Below are 16,733 nucleotides of genomic sequence, written 5' to 3' on the forward strand. Positions count from 1 at the left end.
CGGATCCGCGCCGCCGCCCCGGCCCCCGATGCGTTCGATCCGGGCGAGTTGCCGTCTCACCGCTTCCCGACGAGCGTCTCGGCCGCCTCGACGATCCGTTCCGTCTCGAATCCGAGGAGTTGCATCACCGTCTCCCCCGGCGCCGAGGCACCGAAGCGGTCGAGTCCGATCGCGTCGTTACCGGTCTCCCAACCCACCCATCCTGACGTGACGCCCGCCTCGACGGTGAGCCGCGGCAGGGGTGGCGAAAGAACGGTCCGGCGGTATTCGGCCGCCTGCTCCGCGAAGAGCTCCCACGACACGACCGAGACGACGCGGGCGTTTGTTCCGCGGCCTCGGAGCGAGTCTTGCGCCTCGAGAGCGAGATGGACCTCGGAGCCGGTCGCGGCGATGACGATATCGGGCGCCGGCGCGTCCGCGAGCACGTACGCGCCGCGCGCCGGTCCCGCCGTCGTGTCGAAAACGTCGGGATCGAGCACGGCGAGTTTCTGCCGCGACAGGAGTATCGCCGACGGGCCGTCTCGCTCGACCGCGAGCCGCCAGGCCGCCGCCGTCTCGTTGGCGTCGGCCGGGCGGAAGACGGCGAGCCCGGGAATCAGCCGGAGGCTCATCGCCTGTTCGATCGGCTGGTGCGTCGGTCCGTCCTCGCCGAGCCCGATGCTGTCGTGCGTGAAGAGGAAGATCGCGCGGACCCCCATCATGGCGGCGAGCCTGAGCGCCGGGCGCATGTAGTCGGAGAAGACGAGGAAGGTCGCGCAGAACGGGAGAAGGCCGCCGTGCAGGGCCATCCCGTTGACGAAGGCGCCCATCGCGTGTTCGCGGACGCCGAAGTGGATGTTCCGTCCTCCCGCCTCCCCCCGCGCCATGTCGCCGCCGCCCTCGATGACCGTTCTGGTCGAGGGCGCGAGGTCGGCGGAGCCGCCGACGAGGCCGGGAATCCCGGCGGCCAGGCGGTTGAGGACCGTTTCCGAGGCGCTCCGCGTCGCGATCCGGTCGCCCGCGGCGAAGAGCGGCCCGCCGCTGCCGGCCACGGGCAAACCGCCGGCGACGGTCTGGCGAAACAGGCTGGCCGCCTCCGTTTCCTTCGCCTCCAGAATTGCCGCCCGTTCGAGCCACGCATCGCGCGCCGCCCGCCCCCGGGCAACCGCCGCGGCGGCGTGCGCGCGCGCCTCCTCCGGCACGAGGAAGGTTGGCTCCTGCGGCCAGCCGAGGTTCCGTTTCGTTTCCCTCGCCGCCGCGTTGCCGAGGGGCTCGCCATGCGCGGCGGCCGAATCCTGCTTCGGGCTCCCGTAGCCGATGTGCGTGCTCACGAGTATGAGCGACGGGCGGCCGGGGTCGCCGCACGCCGCCTCGATCGCGGCGGCGATCCCGTCGACGTCCTCCCCGTCATCCACGAGCATCGTTCCCCAGCCGAGCGCGCGGAACCGCGCCTCGACGTCCTCGGTGAAGGCGATCGAGACGGGGCCCTCGATCGAGATGCCGTTGTCGTCGTACAGGACGACGAGCTTGCCGAGCCCGAGCGTGCCGGCCAGCGAGGCGGCCTCATTGCTGATCCCCTCCATCATGTCTCCGTCCGAGACGAGTGCGAACGTCCGGTGGTCGACGACGCCCCGGGCCGCCGGACCGAGCCGGGCGGCGAGGTGCGCCTCGGCGGCGGCCATCCCCACGGCCATGGCGAAGCCCTGGCCGAGCGGGCCGGTCGTGCAGTCGACGCCGGGGGTGCGGCCGTACTCGGGATGACCGGGCGTGCGGCTTCCCCACGCGCGGAACCGCCGCAGTTCGTCGATCGGAAGGTCGTAGCCGTAGAGGTGGAGCGCCGCGTAGAGAAGCGCCGAACCGTGGCCGGCGGAGAGGACGAACCTGTCGCGGTCGGGCCAGTCGGGGTGCGCCGGATCGAAGCGCAGGAACCGGTCCCAGATGGCGAAGAGCATCGGCGCCGCACCGAGCGGAAGCCCCGGGTGGCCCGATTTCGCCTCCTCGACCATGTCGACGGCGAGGAAACGAAGCGTGTCGACGCAGAGCCGGTCGATCGTATCGATGGCGCACCTCCGATCCGCGCGTCCGGCGGAAATCTCCCGCCCGCCGCCCGCACGCGCGCCCGTCACGTTCTCTGTCGATGATGACTGTCGTACTGTGGCGTAATCGTGCCGGCGTGTCAATCATTCGTCATCGCGCGCGCCCGTTCCACCTGCCGACGACCTCCTCGAAGCAATCGCCGGTCGCCGCGATCCGGCCCTCCTCGAGCAGAACGAAACGGTCGCAGGCCGACCGGGCGAATTCGATGTCGTGCGTGGCGACGAGCATCGCGGCCGGCAGGGTGGCGAGGTGGGCGGCCAGCTCGCGCCGTCCGGGCGGATCGAGCCCGGCCGAGGGCTCGTCGAGCAGGAGGATCGCCGGCTCGGCGACGAGCGCGCCGGCGAGCGCCACGCGGAGCCGCTGCCCGTGGGAGAGCTCCCCCGGGGGACGATCCTCGATCCCCGGCGCCCCCATCGCGGCGAGCGCCGCCCTGCCGCGTTCCCGCGCCTCGGCGGGAGAGGCGCCCCGGCTGCGCAACGAGAAGGCGACGTCGTCGATCACGCGGGGGAAGAGGATCTGGTCCTCGGGCACCGCGAAGAGGAAGCCGATCTTCCGCCTCGCCTCCTCGACGCTCTCCTCGTCGAGCGCGCGGCCGTCGATCTCGATGCGCCCGGTGAAGGGAACGAGCCCGGCCGCGGCGTACAGGAGCGTCGTCTTTCCCGAGCCGTTCAGGCCGAGGAGCGCGACCCGCTCGCCGTGCTCGACGACGAGATCGATCCCCGCCAGCGCGGGAAGACGGCCGCGCCCGTAGGAGACGGCGACCCGCTCGAAGATCACGATCGGCGACCGGCAGCTCATTTGATCACCCCCGCCCGCACCGCGACGGCCAGGCCGAGCCAGAGCAGCGAGCCCAGGATGGCGACCGCGTCCCACGCCCCGGCAGGGGCGGCGCCGGAGACCGTCGCCACCGCGTAGCCGCGGACGTCCATCGCCGCGGCGACCCGTTCCGTCTTGTCGGCGATCCGCGGCAGCCACACCGCGGGAAAGGCCCTTGCGACGGCGAAGGCGGCACGCCTGTCGGAACGGCCGCCGCGGACGCCCATCGCCCGCACGATGCGGCCCGACTCCGCGCCGAGAAGCCCCGCCTGGTGGACGATCTGGACGAGGAGGGCGGCCACGAAGCGCGGAATGGGGAGCCCCAGGAGACCGTCGTGCAGTTCGGCTGGTCCGAGAGAGGCGAGGGTCGCCGCCGCGACGAGCATGCTCGCCGTCCCGCGCGCGAGGATGCCCCAGGGCGCGCGGAGCGCCTCGACCGTCAACCGGTCCGTGAACCGTCCCCCCGCCGGCTCGAACGTCCACGGACCGAGCAGGAAGAGGGGCCCGAACATCGCGAGGGCGAGCAAGAGGAACCGGCCGGCGATCCGCGCCGGGGGACGCGCGAAAAGCAGCCAGCCCCCGGCCGAGAGGCAGATCGCGGCGAGCCCCGCCGGCTCATGGGGAGACGAGACGATGCACGCGGCGAAGACGGCGGCGCCGGCGACGAGCCTCACCCGCGGCGCGAGTCCGCGGAGCAATCCCCGGCCGCTCCCCGGAACGTCGACGAGGTGGACGGGCGTCACGACCGCTCCGTTCGACGCGCCGAGACGAGGTACCGCTCGGCGTCGATCGCCTCCGTCACGGTGAACCCCGCCCTCTCGACGACCGCGGCCAGCTCGTTCGCGGGGGGCAGCAGGTCGGCGCCCACCGGGCCGCCCGCCTCGACGTGGATCCCGTTGATCGTCTCGCGCGAGGAGGTGTGCCAGACATGCAGCATCCCTCCCGGCCGGAGGACGCGGGCGAGCTCCCGCGCCGCCGCGAGGTGATCGGTGAAATGCGGCCAGGTGGAATAGCAGACGATCCGGTCGACGGACCCGCCGGCGAGCGGCAGCCCCGCGGCGTCGGCGACGAGGAAAGACGCCCGCCCGTCCCGCACCTTCTCCGCGGCGAGGGCGATCATCCGCGGAGAGAAATCCACCGCGACGACGCGCCCGGCGTCTCCGAGGAGGGCGAGGATGGCGGCGGTGAGATTCCCCGTGCCGCATCCGAGATCGACGGCCCGCTCCCCCGCCTCGACCCCGAAGCCGCGGAGCCCTTCCCGCAGCGTGAAGCCGGGGGAATCGAGATCGTCCCACCCGTCCCATCGATCGGCGATCCCGTCGAAGTATGCCCGCCGCGGATCGATCGTCATCCCGTGCCCTCTTCCCCCGTTTCCCGCCGGCAGTGCCGTCCCGACGCCCGCACGAGCGGCGGCACGACGAGGACGATGAGAAGCAGTCCGGGCCAGCCGCTCGCCAGGGAAAGCCCCGCCATGAAACGCTCTGGGAGACTCACCACGGAGGCGGCCAGGTAGACGAGCCCGACGTTGAGGATCCGCCCGGCGAGGAGGACGGGGACGAGCAGCGCGTACTCGCCGGCGCCGGGCAGGCGCAGGCGCAGCCAGGAGATGGCCGCCGCCATGGCGGCGAGCTCGATCGACATCGCGGGGGCCACCGGCGGATAGAAGGGCGGCATCCCGGTGAGCGCGCCGGAGAGGAGCGGCACGACGAAGGCCGTCGCGGCGGCTGTCGACGGCCGCGCGAAGAAGGCGAGGGCGACGAGCGGAAGATACATCGGCATGAAGACGGAGCCGAGGTGGAGCACGTGGAAGACCATCGGCAGAAGCAGGGCCGCGGCGCCGAACATCCCGCCCCAGGCGAGTTCGCGGGAAACCGACCGCACGACGATCGTCCGCCCGGTCACGGCCGCTCCTTCCCGCCCTGCAATCCTCCGAGGACGATCCGCGCGTCGGCGACGACGCACCGGTCCGCCGCGCACATGACGGGATTGAGGTCGATCGAGTCGATCCAGGGCGCCAGTTCCATCGCGAACTCGGAGAAGAGGAGCATCGTCCTGGTCAGCGCCTTCATGTCGACGGGCGGCGAGCCGCGGTACCCCTCGATCAGTCGCCGGGCCACCAGGCCCTCGACCATCGAGCTGACGTCCTTCTCCCGGAGCGGCGCCATCCGGATGCTCGTGTCCCGGTAGATCTCGACGGCCACGCCCCCCATCCCGAGGAGCACGACGGGCCCGAACTGGGCGTCGTTCTTCGCGCCGACGATCAGCTCGACGTCCCCCGCCACCATCTCCTCGACGAGCATCCCCTCGAAACGCTCGAAGGCGGAGAACCGGGCCCACGCGGCGGCGAGCGCCGCCTCGTCGGGAATGCCGACGACGACACCACCGACATCGGACTTGTGCATCGCCGCGGGCGAGACGAGCTTCGCCACGACCGGCCAGCCGATGACCCGCGCCGCGGCGACGGCCTCCTCCTCCGCCCGCGCCCAGCGGTGGCGCGGCACGTCGATGCCGATCATCGCGACGAGACGCTTGGCCTCCGGCTCCAGCACCCAGCCGGTCTTTCTCGCGGCGACGAGAATCTTTTCCATCTCGGTGGTCAGCACTGCCGGCACCTCCTCATCGCCTCGACCATGAGCACGGCCCCCTCGATCGACGTCGATACGGGGACGTTGTTGAGCTGGAAGCCCTCGATGATCATCTGGTACTTCTCGACGTGCGGAACGTACGCGACGATCGGCGTGCCCTCGCCGCGGACGAGCTGGCTGACGCGCGCGCCCACGTCACTCGTCACGAGCGGTATGTAGGGAAGGAGGAGCATGATGATGCAGTCGATGTCGTTTCGTTCGCTGAGCTCCGCCGCCGCCGCGACGAAATCGTCGTCGGTGGCCGAGCCGGTGAGATCGATCGGATTGCCCATCGACGCGATCTGCTGGACGCTCGGGGAAAGCTTTTCCCGGATCGCCCCCTGCGCCGCCTCGTCGAGGGCCGGGACAACGAGCCCGCGCGCCTCGCAGGTGTCGACCGCCACGGCGCCGTGTCCGCCGCTCGCCGTGACGATCGCCACGCGCGGGCCGACGGAACGATGGTAGGCGCTGAGCGATTCGCAGAAGGAGACCATCTCGTACTCGTCGATCGCCTCCACGATCCCGTGCTGGCGGAGCACCGAGGAGAAGACCCGGTAATCGCCGGCGATCGAGGCGGTGTGGCTCGAGACGGCCCGCGTGCCGCTCGCGCTCTTGCCCGCCTTCATCACGATCACCGGCTTCGGGCATTCGGCGGCGGCCTGCACGAATTCGCGCCCCTCCCCTTCGCCGAATCCCTCTATATAGAAGGCGATCACGCCGGTGCGATCGTCGGCGGCGAAGAACTCGAGGAGGTCGCGCTCGCGCACCAGCGCCTTGTTGCCGATGCTGATCGCGCGTGAGAGCCCCACTCCCTGCCGCTTGAACTTGACCATCTGGTCGACGAGGATCCCGCCGCTCTGGCTCACGATGGCCACCTTCCCCGCATCCGGCGTCACCATCCGCTCGAGGGGCAGGAAGAAGGTGTCGACGTCGCCCCAGGAATAGATCCCGAGGCAGTTCGGCCCGATCAGCGGGAACGACGCGTCCCGCGCCTTCGCGACGAGGCGCTCCTGCAGCGCGCGGTTGCCGCTCTCGGCGAATCCTCCCGAGATGACGGCCGCGGCCTTCACGCCGCTCTCGATGCACTCGTCGACGACCGCCGGCACGTGTTCGGCGCGAACGGCGACGACGGCGAGATCGATCTCGCCCGGGATCTCGGAGACGGATGTGAAGATGCGCTGCTTGTGATAGATGCCGCCCTTCGGGTTCACCGCGAAGACGGTGACCGGGTAGCGGAAATAGTTCTTGTTGTAGACGACGTTCGCCGGGTGGCGCTCGTTCGAGAGCGATACGCCGACGACCGCCATCGTCTTCGGTTCGAAGAGTGTTCTGTGGAGCACCGCGTCCTCCCCGGCGCGTCGGGCGCTCATTCGCCCGCCCGAAGGGTAACATCATCGTGGAAAGCGTGCCACCGAAAAATCGCCTCCCGCATCTCCCTCCCCCTCCGCAACTTCCTGCCGCCCTCGTCGTATTCCCAATCGAGCGGTCCCGGCGCGCTGCGCCGGCGGCATCGGGGAGTGCAGGTGAACAGACGGGGAGGTCGCCCATGCGGATCGCATCGATCGTCGCTCTCGTGATAATCATCGCCGTTCCGGCGAGTGTGCTGGACTGCGGAGACACGGGGACCCCCGACACCCGGATCGAGGCCGTGCGAGGGGGCCTGTCCGTCTTTCCCCGGTACGTCGCCGGCGATCCCGCTTCCTTCGCGTCCCTCGAGGACCGGATGGCCGCGCTTCACGTGCCCGGCGCGCAGATCGCCGTCATCGAGAACTGGCGGATCGACTGGTCCGCCGGCTTCGGCCTCCGCGAGGCCGGTTCGCCGGCCGGCGTCACGGCCGACACCCCCTTCCAGGCCGCGTCGATCTCCAAGCCGGTCGCGGCGGCCACCGCGCTCGCCCTCGTGAGATCCGGCCGCCTCGACCTCGACAGCCCCGTCGACCGCTACCTGCGGTCGTGGAGGATCCCGCCCGGCGACGGGTTTGCCGCCGACGAAGTCACGCTCCGGCGCCTGCTCGGCCACACGGCGGGAACGACCGTCGGGGGATTCCCCGGCTACGCTGCGGGCGCCCCCCTCCCCTCGCTCATCCAGGTGCTCGACGGCGACTCGCCGGCGAACACGCCGCCCGTCAAACTCGCCCGCGCGCCGGGGACGGAGATCTCCTATTCGGGCGGCGGCTACGTCATCGTCCAGCTCCTGATCGAGGACGTCACCCGGACCCCCTTCTACGAGGTGGCCAAAGCGCTCATCCTCGACGAGACGGGCATGCGCAACTCCTCGTTCCGGCAACCCCCCGATCCCGGGATCGCGGCGACGGCGGCCTCCGGACACGACGAGGAGGGACGGCCGATCCCCGGCCGCTGGCACGTCTATCCGGAAGCGGCGGCCGCGGGCCTCTGGACGACCGCCGCCGACGTCGCCGCCTTCGCGATCGAGATCGGACGCGCCGCACGGGGCAAATCGAGACTCGTGCTCGACCGGGAGCTCGCCGGGGACATGCTGCGCCGCCAGGAAATCGGCGACCGCGCCGAACCGTACGGGCTCGGCCTCGCGATCGAGGGCGAGGGGCGCGGGCTGCGCGTCTCGCATTCGGGCGTGAACCGTGGATACCGCGCGCTTTTCGTCCTCTACCCGGCGACGGGACAGGGCGCGGTCGTCATGACGAACGGCGCGGCGGGCATGACCCTCGCGGTCGAGATCGTGCGCGCCGTCGCCCGCGTCTACGGCTGGCCGTCGGACGCCCCCGCGGAGGTGCGGACCGTCCGCCTCGCCGAAACCGATCTCGACCGGCTCGCCGGGAAATACGGGATCGACGGCCTGCCGGGATCCGTCGTCGAGATCGCGCGCGCCGGCGATCATCTCGCCCTGTCGGGGCCAGGGATCTCCCTGACCCTCCACCCCGTCTCCGAATCGCGGTTCGCCGCGATCGAGGAACGCGTCGACCTGCTGTTCGAGACGGGCGCCGGCGGGGCCGTCTCCTTCCGGGCGATCGGCGGGGAGATCCCGCCTCTCACGGGCCGGCGGATACCGTGATGCCGGCACGCAGCCGGAGCGGTTCCATTTCCCGCTTGCATCGCCCTCGGGCTCTGCGATACACTCGCGCCGTTCCCGGACGAGTGTGACGCGGAGACGCCGCCGGGAATACGACGACCGCGGCGCCTCCACCCCTTTTCAGAAAGAACGATCCGATGCGAAGGGCGCTGATCCTGGTGCTGTGCGTTGCGGCACTCGTCTCGACGCCGGCCGCCAGACCCTTCAATACGCCGACCGTGGACGGATCGATCGCCGTCGCCCCCGACGACTGGGACGGCAGCGATCTCGCCGTCGACGACCCGACGGGCGAATCCCCCTGGGGGCCGAACGACATCGACGACCTCTGGACGACCTTCGACGAAGGCTACCTCTACATCGGCGTCCGCTACCAGGTGAGCGACAACGGGATGCTCGTCCTCCTCGACATGGGGACCGGCGTCGGCGCCGCCGACATCAACGGCCTCGACTGGTATCCCCGCAACTTCAACTTCCCCGATTCCCTCCTCGGCGAGTTCATCATCGCCGGCTGGAACGGAAGCGGCCCCGAGGTCAGGCGCATCCTCGACTCGTCGACGACGGAGGACGTGACCGCATCCTGCCTCGTCGCCACGACGAGCGACGGCGGCTGGTTCGAATCGGAGATCGCCATCCCCTGGGAGACGATCTACGGGCTCGGCGCGGGGAACGTCGTGCCGGACGCGGTCGCGAGGATGGTGGCCCTCATCGTCGGCGGCGACAACTGGAACGGCCCGGACTCCGCGCCGGACAACGCCGGGATGGACGGCTCGGGATCGCCGACGACCCTCTTCAACATGTATCGTCTCGTCGTCGACGGCAACGGCGACGGCGCGCCCGACGGATTCACCGGACGGCTCGCCGGCTCGGTCCTCTACGAGGACGCCGGCGACCTGACGACCGTCGCGACGGTGCGCGCCTACGACGAATCGACCGGGCGACTCGCCGGCGAGGCGCTGACGGCGCCGGGCGGCGGCGCCTGGGAGATTTCCAAGCTCGCCGACGGCTCCTACCGCGTCGAGGCCACCGCGGGCGGCTACGGCAAGGGCATTCTGGCCGGCATTTCCGTGGCGGACGGGGAAACCACCGGCGGTGTGGATTTCCTCCTCGAGCAAGCGGGCAAGATCGGCGGCCTCGTCTCCTTTCTCGACGGTCCGGGCGCCGAAGCGACCGTCACGGCGTACGACGCGGCGACGGGCGATATCGCCGTCGACGAGCCGGCGATTGTTTCCCCGTCAGGCGGCGGATTCACGCTCCTCGTCCCCTCGGGGGACTATCTCGTCATCGCCGAGGCCCCCGGGTACGTCGCCGACTCGGTGCTCGCAACGGTGACGGGCTCCGACAGCGTCTCGGCCGGCGACCTCGCGCTCGCCGCCGTCCGGGCCACGGGGATCTTCCTCGTCGACGGGGAGGGCCGCGACATCGAGAGCGTCAGCACGACGGTGAGCGTCCCCGCCTCGAACGCGTGGTTCTACGCCGTCGCGACCGTCGAGGCTCGCGACGACGAGGGCCGCCGCGATCTCTACGACGTCGGGGGGCTCCTCGCGCAAATCGAGCTCTCGGCGACGAAGCTCAACAACACGACGCCCCCGCGCGGCGACGTCCGATTCTGGTCGGCGACCGACACCGTCGCGATCGACGCGATCGACCTGACCGGCGGCATCGGGAGCTTCCTCGTCTCCGACGACGAGATCGAGGTGCTGCGCGTCTTCGTCTCCTCCCCCCTGCGGGAGATCGGCGGACGTTTCAAGGTGGGCATCCGTTCGGCCGAGCCCGAGTACGTCGAGCTCGCCGTCTCGAAGCGCACGGTCGTCGCCGACGACACCGACGAGGTGAAGGTCGCCGCGCGCCTCCTCGACGTCAGCGGCAACCCGGTGCGCATCGCCGGCGTCGTCGTCGACTTCTCGTTCGACGGCGCGTCGACCGGCCAGGGCTCCTACGCGATTCCCTCGGTCGAGACGAGCTCGGACGGCGAGGCGATCACCTCCTTCACCGCCACCGGCGCGGGCGAGCTCCTCGTCACCGCCTCGGCCGCCTGGCTCAACAAGGCGCTCGTTCCCCTCGGCGACGACGACGGGGCGACGGTGGCCGTCTTTGTCGAACCGGGCGCGCCGGCCGGGATCGTCCTCGCCGGGCAGGCCGACCTCGTGGGGCTCGGCCAGCAGATGGGCATCGCGGCCCAGCTCGTCGACCGCTTCGGCAATCCCGTGCGGGAAACCGGCTGGACGCTCTCCTTCTCGGTCGACCCGCCGGCCGCCGGCTCGATCTCGCCCCCGTCGATCGCCCTCGACGACGCGGGAAGCGCCTCGACGGTCTTCACCGCCGGCCTGGACCGCTCGGTCGTCACCGTCTCCGCGACCGCCGCGCCCTCCCTGCCGATCGAGCCGATCGTCTTCCTCATCGACGACGTCCTCCTCTTCTCCGATCCGGCGGCGCCCGAGTCGGACGACGCGCACAACAGCTGGGCAGCGGTCGACCTGACGAGCGTCATCGTGGGAAACGACCCCGACGGCTTCGAGATCCGCGTGCGGTTCTCGAGCGATTTCGAGGGGCTGCACCTCGGCATCGTCCTCGAGGCCGACGCCTCGCCGGCCGGGGCGACGGAGGAGCCGTTCCTCTTCCCGGTCGGCTACGCGCACGGCGATCTTCCCGACTACGCGATCACCTGGAAGTACTCGTCGAACGACTACGCCGACCTGCGCAAGTGGGCGGACGGCCGCTGGAACTGGTGGGACGACGAGGGCAAGACCTACATCTCCACGGCCGACCCGGGCGCGTGGGTGCCGGGGATCGACGTCCACACCACCTGGTTCTCGAGCGACACGTCATGGGTCGTCTGCGCCGTTCCCTTCGACATCTTCGAGGGGAATGTCCCCGACAGCGTCCGCGTGCAGGTCTACGTGATGCAGGAGTTCGAGGGGACGAAGCGCTCGGTTTTCGACTCCGCGCCGCACGACTCCACGCTCGATCTCGACGGCGATCCGGCCGATCCGACCTTCGACTGGAGCTACACGACGACGCCGGTCACGCTCCACGAGTGGTCGCCGGGATACGTCTTCAACACAGACTTCCCGCCGCCCCCCGCTCTCGCCGATCCGTCGGCGGAGCCGGCGGAGATCGAGGCCGGCGAGACCGTCACCTTCTCGGTGCGGGTAACCGACGCCGGCGGGGGCGTGGGGGATGTCCTTCTCGACCTCTCCCCGATCGGCGGATCGCGCTACCAGCACATGCGCGATGACGGCGCGGCCGGCGATCTCTCCGCCGGCGACGGCGTCTTCAGTTTCCGGTACGTCACCGATCCCGACATCGCCGGCGGGCTCTACGACCTCGCCGCCACGGCGAGGGACGCCCGGAACATCTCGCGCGCCGACACGACGATCGCCCTCTCGGTGACCGGGCGGACGACGGCGATCCGCACCTTCACCGACGCGGCCGACGACGACCACGGCCCGAACCTCTTCGGCCGCGACGGCCTCTATTACATCTATCCCACGAACCAGGTCTTCGTCCGCGGCGCCTTCGACCTGCGCGAGGTCACGATCTTCGAGACGAGCAAGGTCGTCCAGGGCGACATCATCCCGAGCCTGGCCTTCCGCGTCACCGTCGGCAACCACCCCGATCCGGCCGACGAGGGCACCGCCGACTGGAACCCCACGTTCGCCGACATCAACATCCAGAAAGTCGACATCTACATCGACGCCTTCAAGGGAGGGGCAACCGAGGGGCTCCCCAACCGCCAGAACGATTTCCAGCGCTGGGACGCCTGGGACTACGCGATCGTCATGGAGGGCTGGTACAAGGGCGTCATCGTCTCCAACAACCAGAACACGCCCCAGTCGTGGGCCTCCTCGGTGCTGAAGAACGACCGCGACATCATCCTCGTCTCCGATTTCGAGAACAACACGATGACGGCGGTCGTCTCCCGCGAGGCGCTCGGCGATCCGACGCCCGAGGAGATCGCCGACTGGGACATCACCGTCCTCATGACGAGCCATGACGGCACGAGCACCGACTTCAACTTCGGCGACACGCGCTGGGTGAACGCGAGCACCTCGGAGTGGCAGCCCGGCGGCGGCGCCGACAACGACCGCGATCCGAACATCATCGACCTCGCCGTCTCCCCCGGCGTCGGCAGGGAGCCGGGCCGGACGCAGTCCGAGATGCTCGACTACAAGACCGCCGCCGCGGTGGCCCGCTCGGAGGCCGGCGAGACGGCCTGCATCATCGAGTCGAGCGCATTCGAGGACAGCGGACCGCCGGTGATCTCGATCCCCACCCTCGCCGGCGCGACGGTGCCCTTCGTCGCGCTCGAGAACGCGCCCCTCTACTACACCGTCTTCATCACCGACGACGACGCCGTCTCCTCCGCCGTCTTCCGCTGGCGCGCCGATTCCTCGCTCACCGGCGACTGGATCGGCGAGCTGTCGATGGGCTACGCCGGCGAGGACGTCTGGAGCGTCGACATCCCGGTCGACGAGGTGACCGCCCTCGTTCCGCTCGCGCCGTTCGACAGCACGCGGAACATCGAGTTCGAGATCGAGGCGCGCGACCCGAGCGGCAACGTCGCCGTCACGCCCCTCTACACGATGGAGATCCCGCGCCCCGTGCCGTCCTGGGAGGCGGCGCTCGACCTCTCCGGCGACATCGCGCTGCGCGCCCCCGAGGGCACATTCGTCGCCATCCCGGCGGGCGCGATCGACCTGGGGGATTTCGCCGACGTGGAGGCCTTCTTCACGCTCCGGACGGGCCGTATCGAGAACTACGGCGTTCCCGGCGGGGGCGCCCGATCGATCAACACGATCCGCACGATCGGTTTCGAGGCGCGTGTCGGCGGCGGGGGAGCCGTCTTTCCGATCACGGAACTCGACGCGCCGATCGGGATCTCCTTCCATTATCCCGAGTACTCGGTAAAGGGGATCGACGAGAACCTGATCGCCGTCTACCGCTGGAACGAGACGACCGGCACCTGGATCTACGTCGGCGGCAACGTCAACCCCTTCGGCAACCTCGTGACGATCTCCACCGACCGTCCCGGCACGTACGGGCTCTTCTTCAGCCCCGGCTTCGGCTACGATCCGAACGCGATCTTCTCCGGCGTCGTCTTCTCCCCCAATCCCTTCTCGCCGAACGGCGACGGACTCTACGAGGAGACGAACATCAGCTTCTTCCTTACCGAGGAAGCCACCGTCACCATCGAGATCTTCGACATCGACGGAAACCGCGTCCGCATCCTCGAGAAACGCTTCCCCTTCACGGCCGAGGACGTTCCCGACAAGCAGCCCCGCCGCGTGACGGGGCTCGTCTGGGACGGGCGCGACAACACCGGCCGCGCCGTCCCCTACGGGATCTACGTGACCCGGTTCACCGTGACCTTCTCCCAGGCCGCCGGGCAGCGGACGATCCGGGAGAATCACGCCGTGGCGGTGATCAGATGACGCGCCGTACCGCCATATGCGCCGCTCTCGCGGCTCTTCTCGCCGGTCTCGCCGCCCCGCCGGCGCGGGCCGATTTCCGGCACGCCCGGCCGGGACCGCGTCCCCGCGCGATGGGCTCGGCCTTCGTCTCCGTCGCCGACGACGCGAACGCCGTCTACTGGAACCCCGCGGGGATGGTGCAGCTCGCCCCCCGATTCGAGCTGACCGGCTGCCGGACGATGCTCTACGCGGTCGACGCTCTCTCCAACGACTATCTCGCCGCCGTCTACGACTGGGACAACCGCATCGCCGTCGGCGTCAGCTGGGTGCGGCTCGCCCTCGAGGACATCTACAGCGAGAACACGATCAACATCGCCGTCGCCGGCAAGGCGCCGTTCATCGACGGGCTCTCCGTCGGGGCGTCGCTCAAGCTCTTCACCCTCGACGCGCCGGGCTACGAGCAGTACAACGACCCGTCCTACGGCGGGTCGGTGACCGAACCGAGCTTCGACGTCGGGGTCCAGTACCGTCCGGCCGAGAACTGGTCGATCGGCGCCGTCGTCTACAACGTCAACGAGCCGGAGCTCGCGCTCCTCTCGACGACGACGACGCCCGACCCGGTCTACCGCGACTACGCCTTCGGCGCCTCCTATCTCTTCAGCGACCTGCTGCTCGCGAGCTGGGACTTCAGGACGCGCTACGGCGAATGGGAGAACACGATCGGCCGGATCGGAAGCGAAATCTGGTTTTTCGACGCCGTGGTCCTCCGCGGCGGCTTCGAGCGGGACAACATGACGGCCGGCTTCGGCCTCAGGAACGCCTGGTGGCAGATGGACGTCATGCTCGAGACGCACGACGAGCTGGGAAACACCTACCAGTTCGCCGCGACCATCAGGCACTAGACGAACGGAAGGACTGCGCGTGCGCGCGGCAGCATCGAAGACGCTCATTCTCCTGGCGATCGCCGCGATCCTCGCCGGCGCGGCCGCGCCCGCGGTCGCCGTCTCGAAGCTCGAGGGGTACTACGAAATACAGACCTCCTTCCAGCGCGTCGGCAAGCAGTGGCAGTTCGGCCCGCCGAGCGGCGACGGGATCCCGCGGCATTACCTCGAGCTGAAGCACCTCAGCTTCCCCTACGACAATCTCGAGAGCTTCTTCAAGCTTCGCGTGGAATCGAACCGCGACGAGTACCTCACCGAGGAGAGCGAGTTCAAGAATCCCTTCTTCCTCTCCGCCGAGGGCCACATGAAGCTCCGCGGCGAGCGGTGGGAGACCTACATCTTCCACCGGCAGAACCGCTTCTGGATCCACGACGAACCGCTGCTGCAGCTCGTCAACCAGGACAAGATCAAGAACGACGACTGGGGTCCGCAGGCGAGCGGCGTCCGCGCCGACTTCTGGAACATCGACCTCTGGCGGATCGGCGGCCTGGGCGGCACCTTCATCTACTTCGACGACGGTGGCACCTTCAACTGGACGGGCGCGCCCGAGGATGTCGTCGCCGACGGCACGGACAACTTCATCCTCCGGCTCCGCAAGAACTCTTTCGACGAGCGCATCGAGACGGGGGCGATGTTCCTCCGCAAGGACTGGACGAACACCGGCTACGGACGGGAATGGGTCTCCTCGAGCTACAACGAGATCCTCTCCTTCGACCTCGCCTTCTACCCGCGCGAGTTCGCCGCGAACGGCCTCGCCCTGGGCCCGCTCAACCTCGAGAACTCGAGCTGGATCGCCGAGTACGCGGTCAGCAGGGATCCCTTCCAGATCGAGACGAGCGACATCCGGAGCAACGAGAACAAGTTCGCCCTCGGGGCCGAATTCCGGAACGTCCGGCTGCAGAACCTCACCGTCCACGGCTGGTACCGCAACGTCGGCGAGAACTTCCGGGACTACCTGTCGTATCGCTACGACGACGGCCGCGAGTACAACCGGCGCCAGTACCACGTGGAGGGCAACTACAAGCTCCCCCGCAAGGCGGTGACGGCGACCGTCTCGTACGACTACTACCGGAAGCGGATCGTCGACGAGGAGGGCGGCGAGTTCCGGCCCACCCACAATTTCTATTCCGAGCTCTACGTCGAGTTCATCAACGGCTTCAAGGGCAAGGTGGGCTACAGCCGCTGGCACGGCTTCGACGGCTCGGGCGAGGTCTTCGATTTCTTCACGTATCCGAATATCTTCGCCGAGCTCTCGGTGGAGAACCGCCTCGCCAAGGTGCGGATGCAGGCGCGCGTCCGCGACGTGAACACCTTCCGCGAGGTGACCGCCTACGGCTTCGACATGGAATTCAACGCGACGGGCAAGCTGAAGGGCTACTTCCGCATCCTCAACGTCAACGAGGAGACCGAGGCCCGCGCCACCGTCTTCGCGCAACTGCGCTACGACATCGGCTGGGGGGCCGAGTGCTTCGTCGAGTACGGCAACCCCGGTTCGAGCGAGCACCTGGTGAATACCGATTACTTCGTGAACGAGGGATCGGGCGACCGGATAGATCACCGCCTTCAGGCGTTCCTGAAGCTCTACTTCTGACGGAGACGATACGATGACAGGAAAGACCGACACGAGACGATGGAGGACGCTCCGGGGGGCCCCGCCCGGAGCGGCGGCCAGGATCCTCCTTTTGTTGCTCGCCGCCTGCCTTCTTCCCGCCGGGTTCGCGTGGTCGGCCGTCGAGACGGTCGACGGCGGGATCCGATTCACCTACTACGACCCCGACGCGGGAAACGTCTTCCTCGCCGGCTCCTTCAACGGCTG

Annotated in this window: 12 protein-coding genes; 5 read left to right on the forward strand and 7 right to left on the reverse strand. The window is 69.5% G+C overall.

The window, feature by feature from the left end; genetic code table 11:
- Nucleotides 1-56: 56 nt before the first annotated feature.
- The 7 genes from tkt to JW876_02685 form a co-directional block, all read right to left on the reverse strand.
- The gene (gene tkt, locus JW876_02655) at nt 57-2,039 is read right to left on the reverse strand and encodes a transketolase (GenBank protein ID MBN1884410.1); all 1,983 of its coding nucleotides are present in this window, start codon (nt 2,037-2,039) and stop codon (nt 57-59) included.
- Between the two features lie 127 nt (nt 2,040-2,166).
- The gene (locus tag JW876_02660) at nt 2,167-2,874 is read right to left on the reverse strand and encodes an ABC transporter ATP-binding protein (GenBank protein MBN1884411.1); all 708 of its coding nucleotides are present in this window, start codon (nt 2,872-2,874) and stop codon (nt 2,167-2,169) included.
- Nucleotides 2,871-3,635 (reverse strand): hypothetical protein, encoded by a 765-nt coding sequence (locus tag JW876_02665; GenBank protein ID MBN1884412.1) that lies wholly within the window; start codon nt 3,633-3,635, stop codon nt 2,871-2,873. The genes JW876_02660 and JW876_02665 overlap by 4 nt, the downstream gene beginning before the upstream one ends.
- Nucleotides 3,632-4,243: a class I SAM-dependent methyltransferase gene (locus JW876_02670; GenBank protein MBN1884413.1), complete on the reverse strand. Its 612-nt coding sequence runs from the start codon at nt 4,241-4,243 to the stop codon at nt 3,632-3,634. The genes JW876_02665 and JW876_02670 overlap by 4 nt, the downstream gene beginning before the upstream one ends.
- On the reverse strand, nt 4,240-4,794 hold the full coding sequence (locus JW876_02675) for a hypothetical protein (protein ID MBN1884414.1): 555 nt from the start codon (nt 4,792-4,794) through the stop codon (nt 4,240-4,242). The genes JW876_02670 and JW876_02675 overlap by 4 nt, the downstream gene beginning before the upstream one ends.
- A complete protein-coding gene (locus JW876_02680; protein ID MBN1884415.1) occupies nt 4,791-5,495 on the reverse strand; it encodes an acetate--CoA ligase family protein in 705 nt (234 codons plus the stop codon). The genes JW876_02675 and JW876_02680 overlap by 4 nt, the downstream gene beginning before the upstream one ends.
- On the reverse strand, nt 5,489-6,856 hold the full coding sequence (locus JW876_02685) for a CoA-binding protein (protein MBN1884416.1): 1,368 nt from the start codon (nt 6,854-6,856) through the stop codon (nt 5,489-5,491). The genes JW876_02680 and JW876_02685 overlap by 7 nt, the downstream gene beginning before the upstream one ends.
- 206 nt (nt 6,857-7,062) lie before the next feature.
- On the opposite strand from JW876_02685, the gene JW876_02690 reads away from it, so the two are divergent.
- From JW876_02690 to JW876_02710, 5 genes are all read left to right on the forward strand, one after another.
- Nucleotides 7,063-8,547: a beta-lactamase family protein gene (locus tag JW876_02690; GenBank protein ID MBN1884417.1), complete on the forward strand. Its 1,485-nt coding sequence runs from the start codon at nt 7,063-7,065 to the stop codon at nt 8,545-8,547.
- Between the two features lie 155 nt (nt 8,548-8,702).
- Nucleotides 8,703-13,997, forward strand: a complete 5,295-nt coding sequence (locus tag JW876_02695) for a hypothetical protein (GenBank protein ID MBN1884418.1) — start codon at nt 8,703-8,705, stop codon at nt 13,995-13,997.
- On the forward strand, nt 13,994-14,878 hold the full coding sequence (locus JW876_02700; GenBank protein MBN1884419.1) for a hypothetical protein: 885 nt from the start codon (nt 13,994-13,996) through the stop codon (nt 14,876-14,878). The genes JW876_02695 and JW876_02700 overlap by 4 nt, the downstream gene beginning before the upstream one ends.
- A gap of 19 nt (nt 14,879-14,897) precedes the next feature.
- Entirely contained in the window at nt 14,898-16,508 is a 1,611-nt protein-coding gene (locus JW876_02705; GenBank protein MBN1884420.1) for a hypothetical protein, read from the forward strand.
- Between the two features lie 13 nt (nt 16,509-16,521).
- On the forward strand, nt 16,522-16,733 hold a 212-nt coding region (locus JW876_02710; protein ID MBN1884421.1), incomplete at its 3' end, for a hypothetical protein.

This window comes from Candidatus Krumholzibacteriota bacterium, from assembly GCA_016931295.1.
Classification (GTDB): domain Bacteria; phylum Krumholzibacteriota; class Krumholzibacteriia; order Krumholzibacteriales; family Krumholzibacteriaceae; genus JAFGEZ01.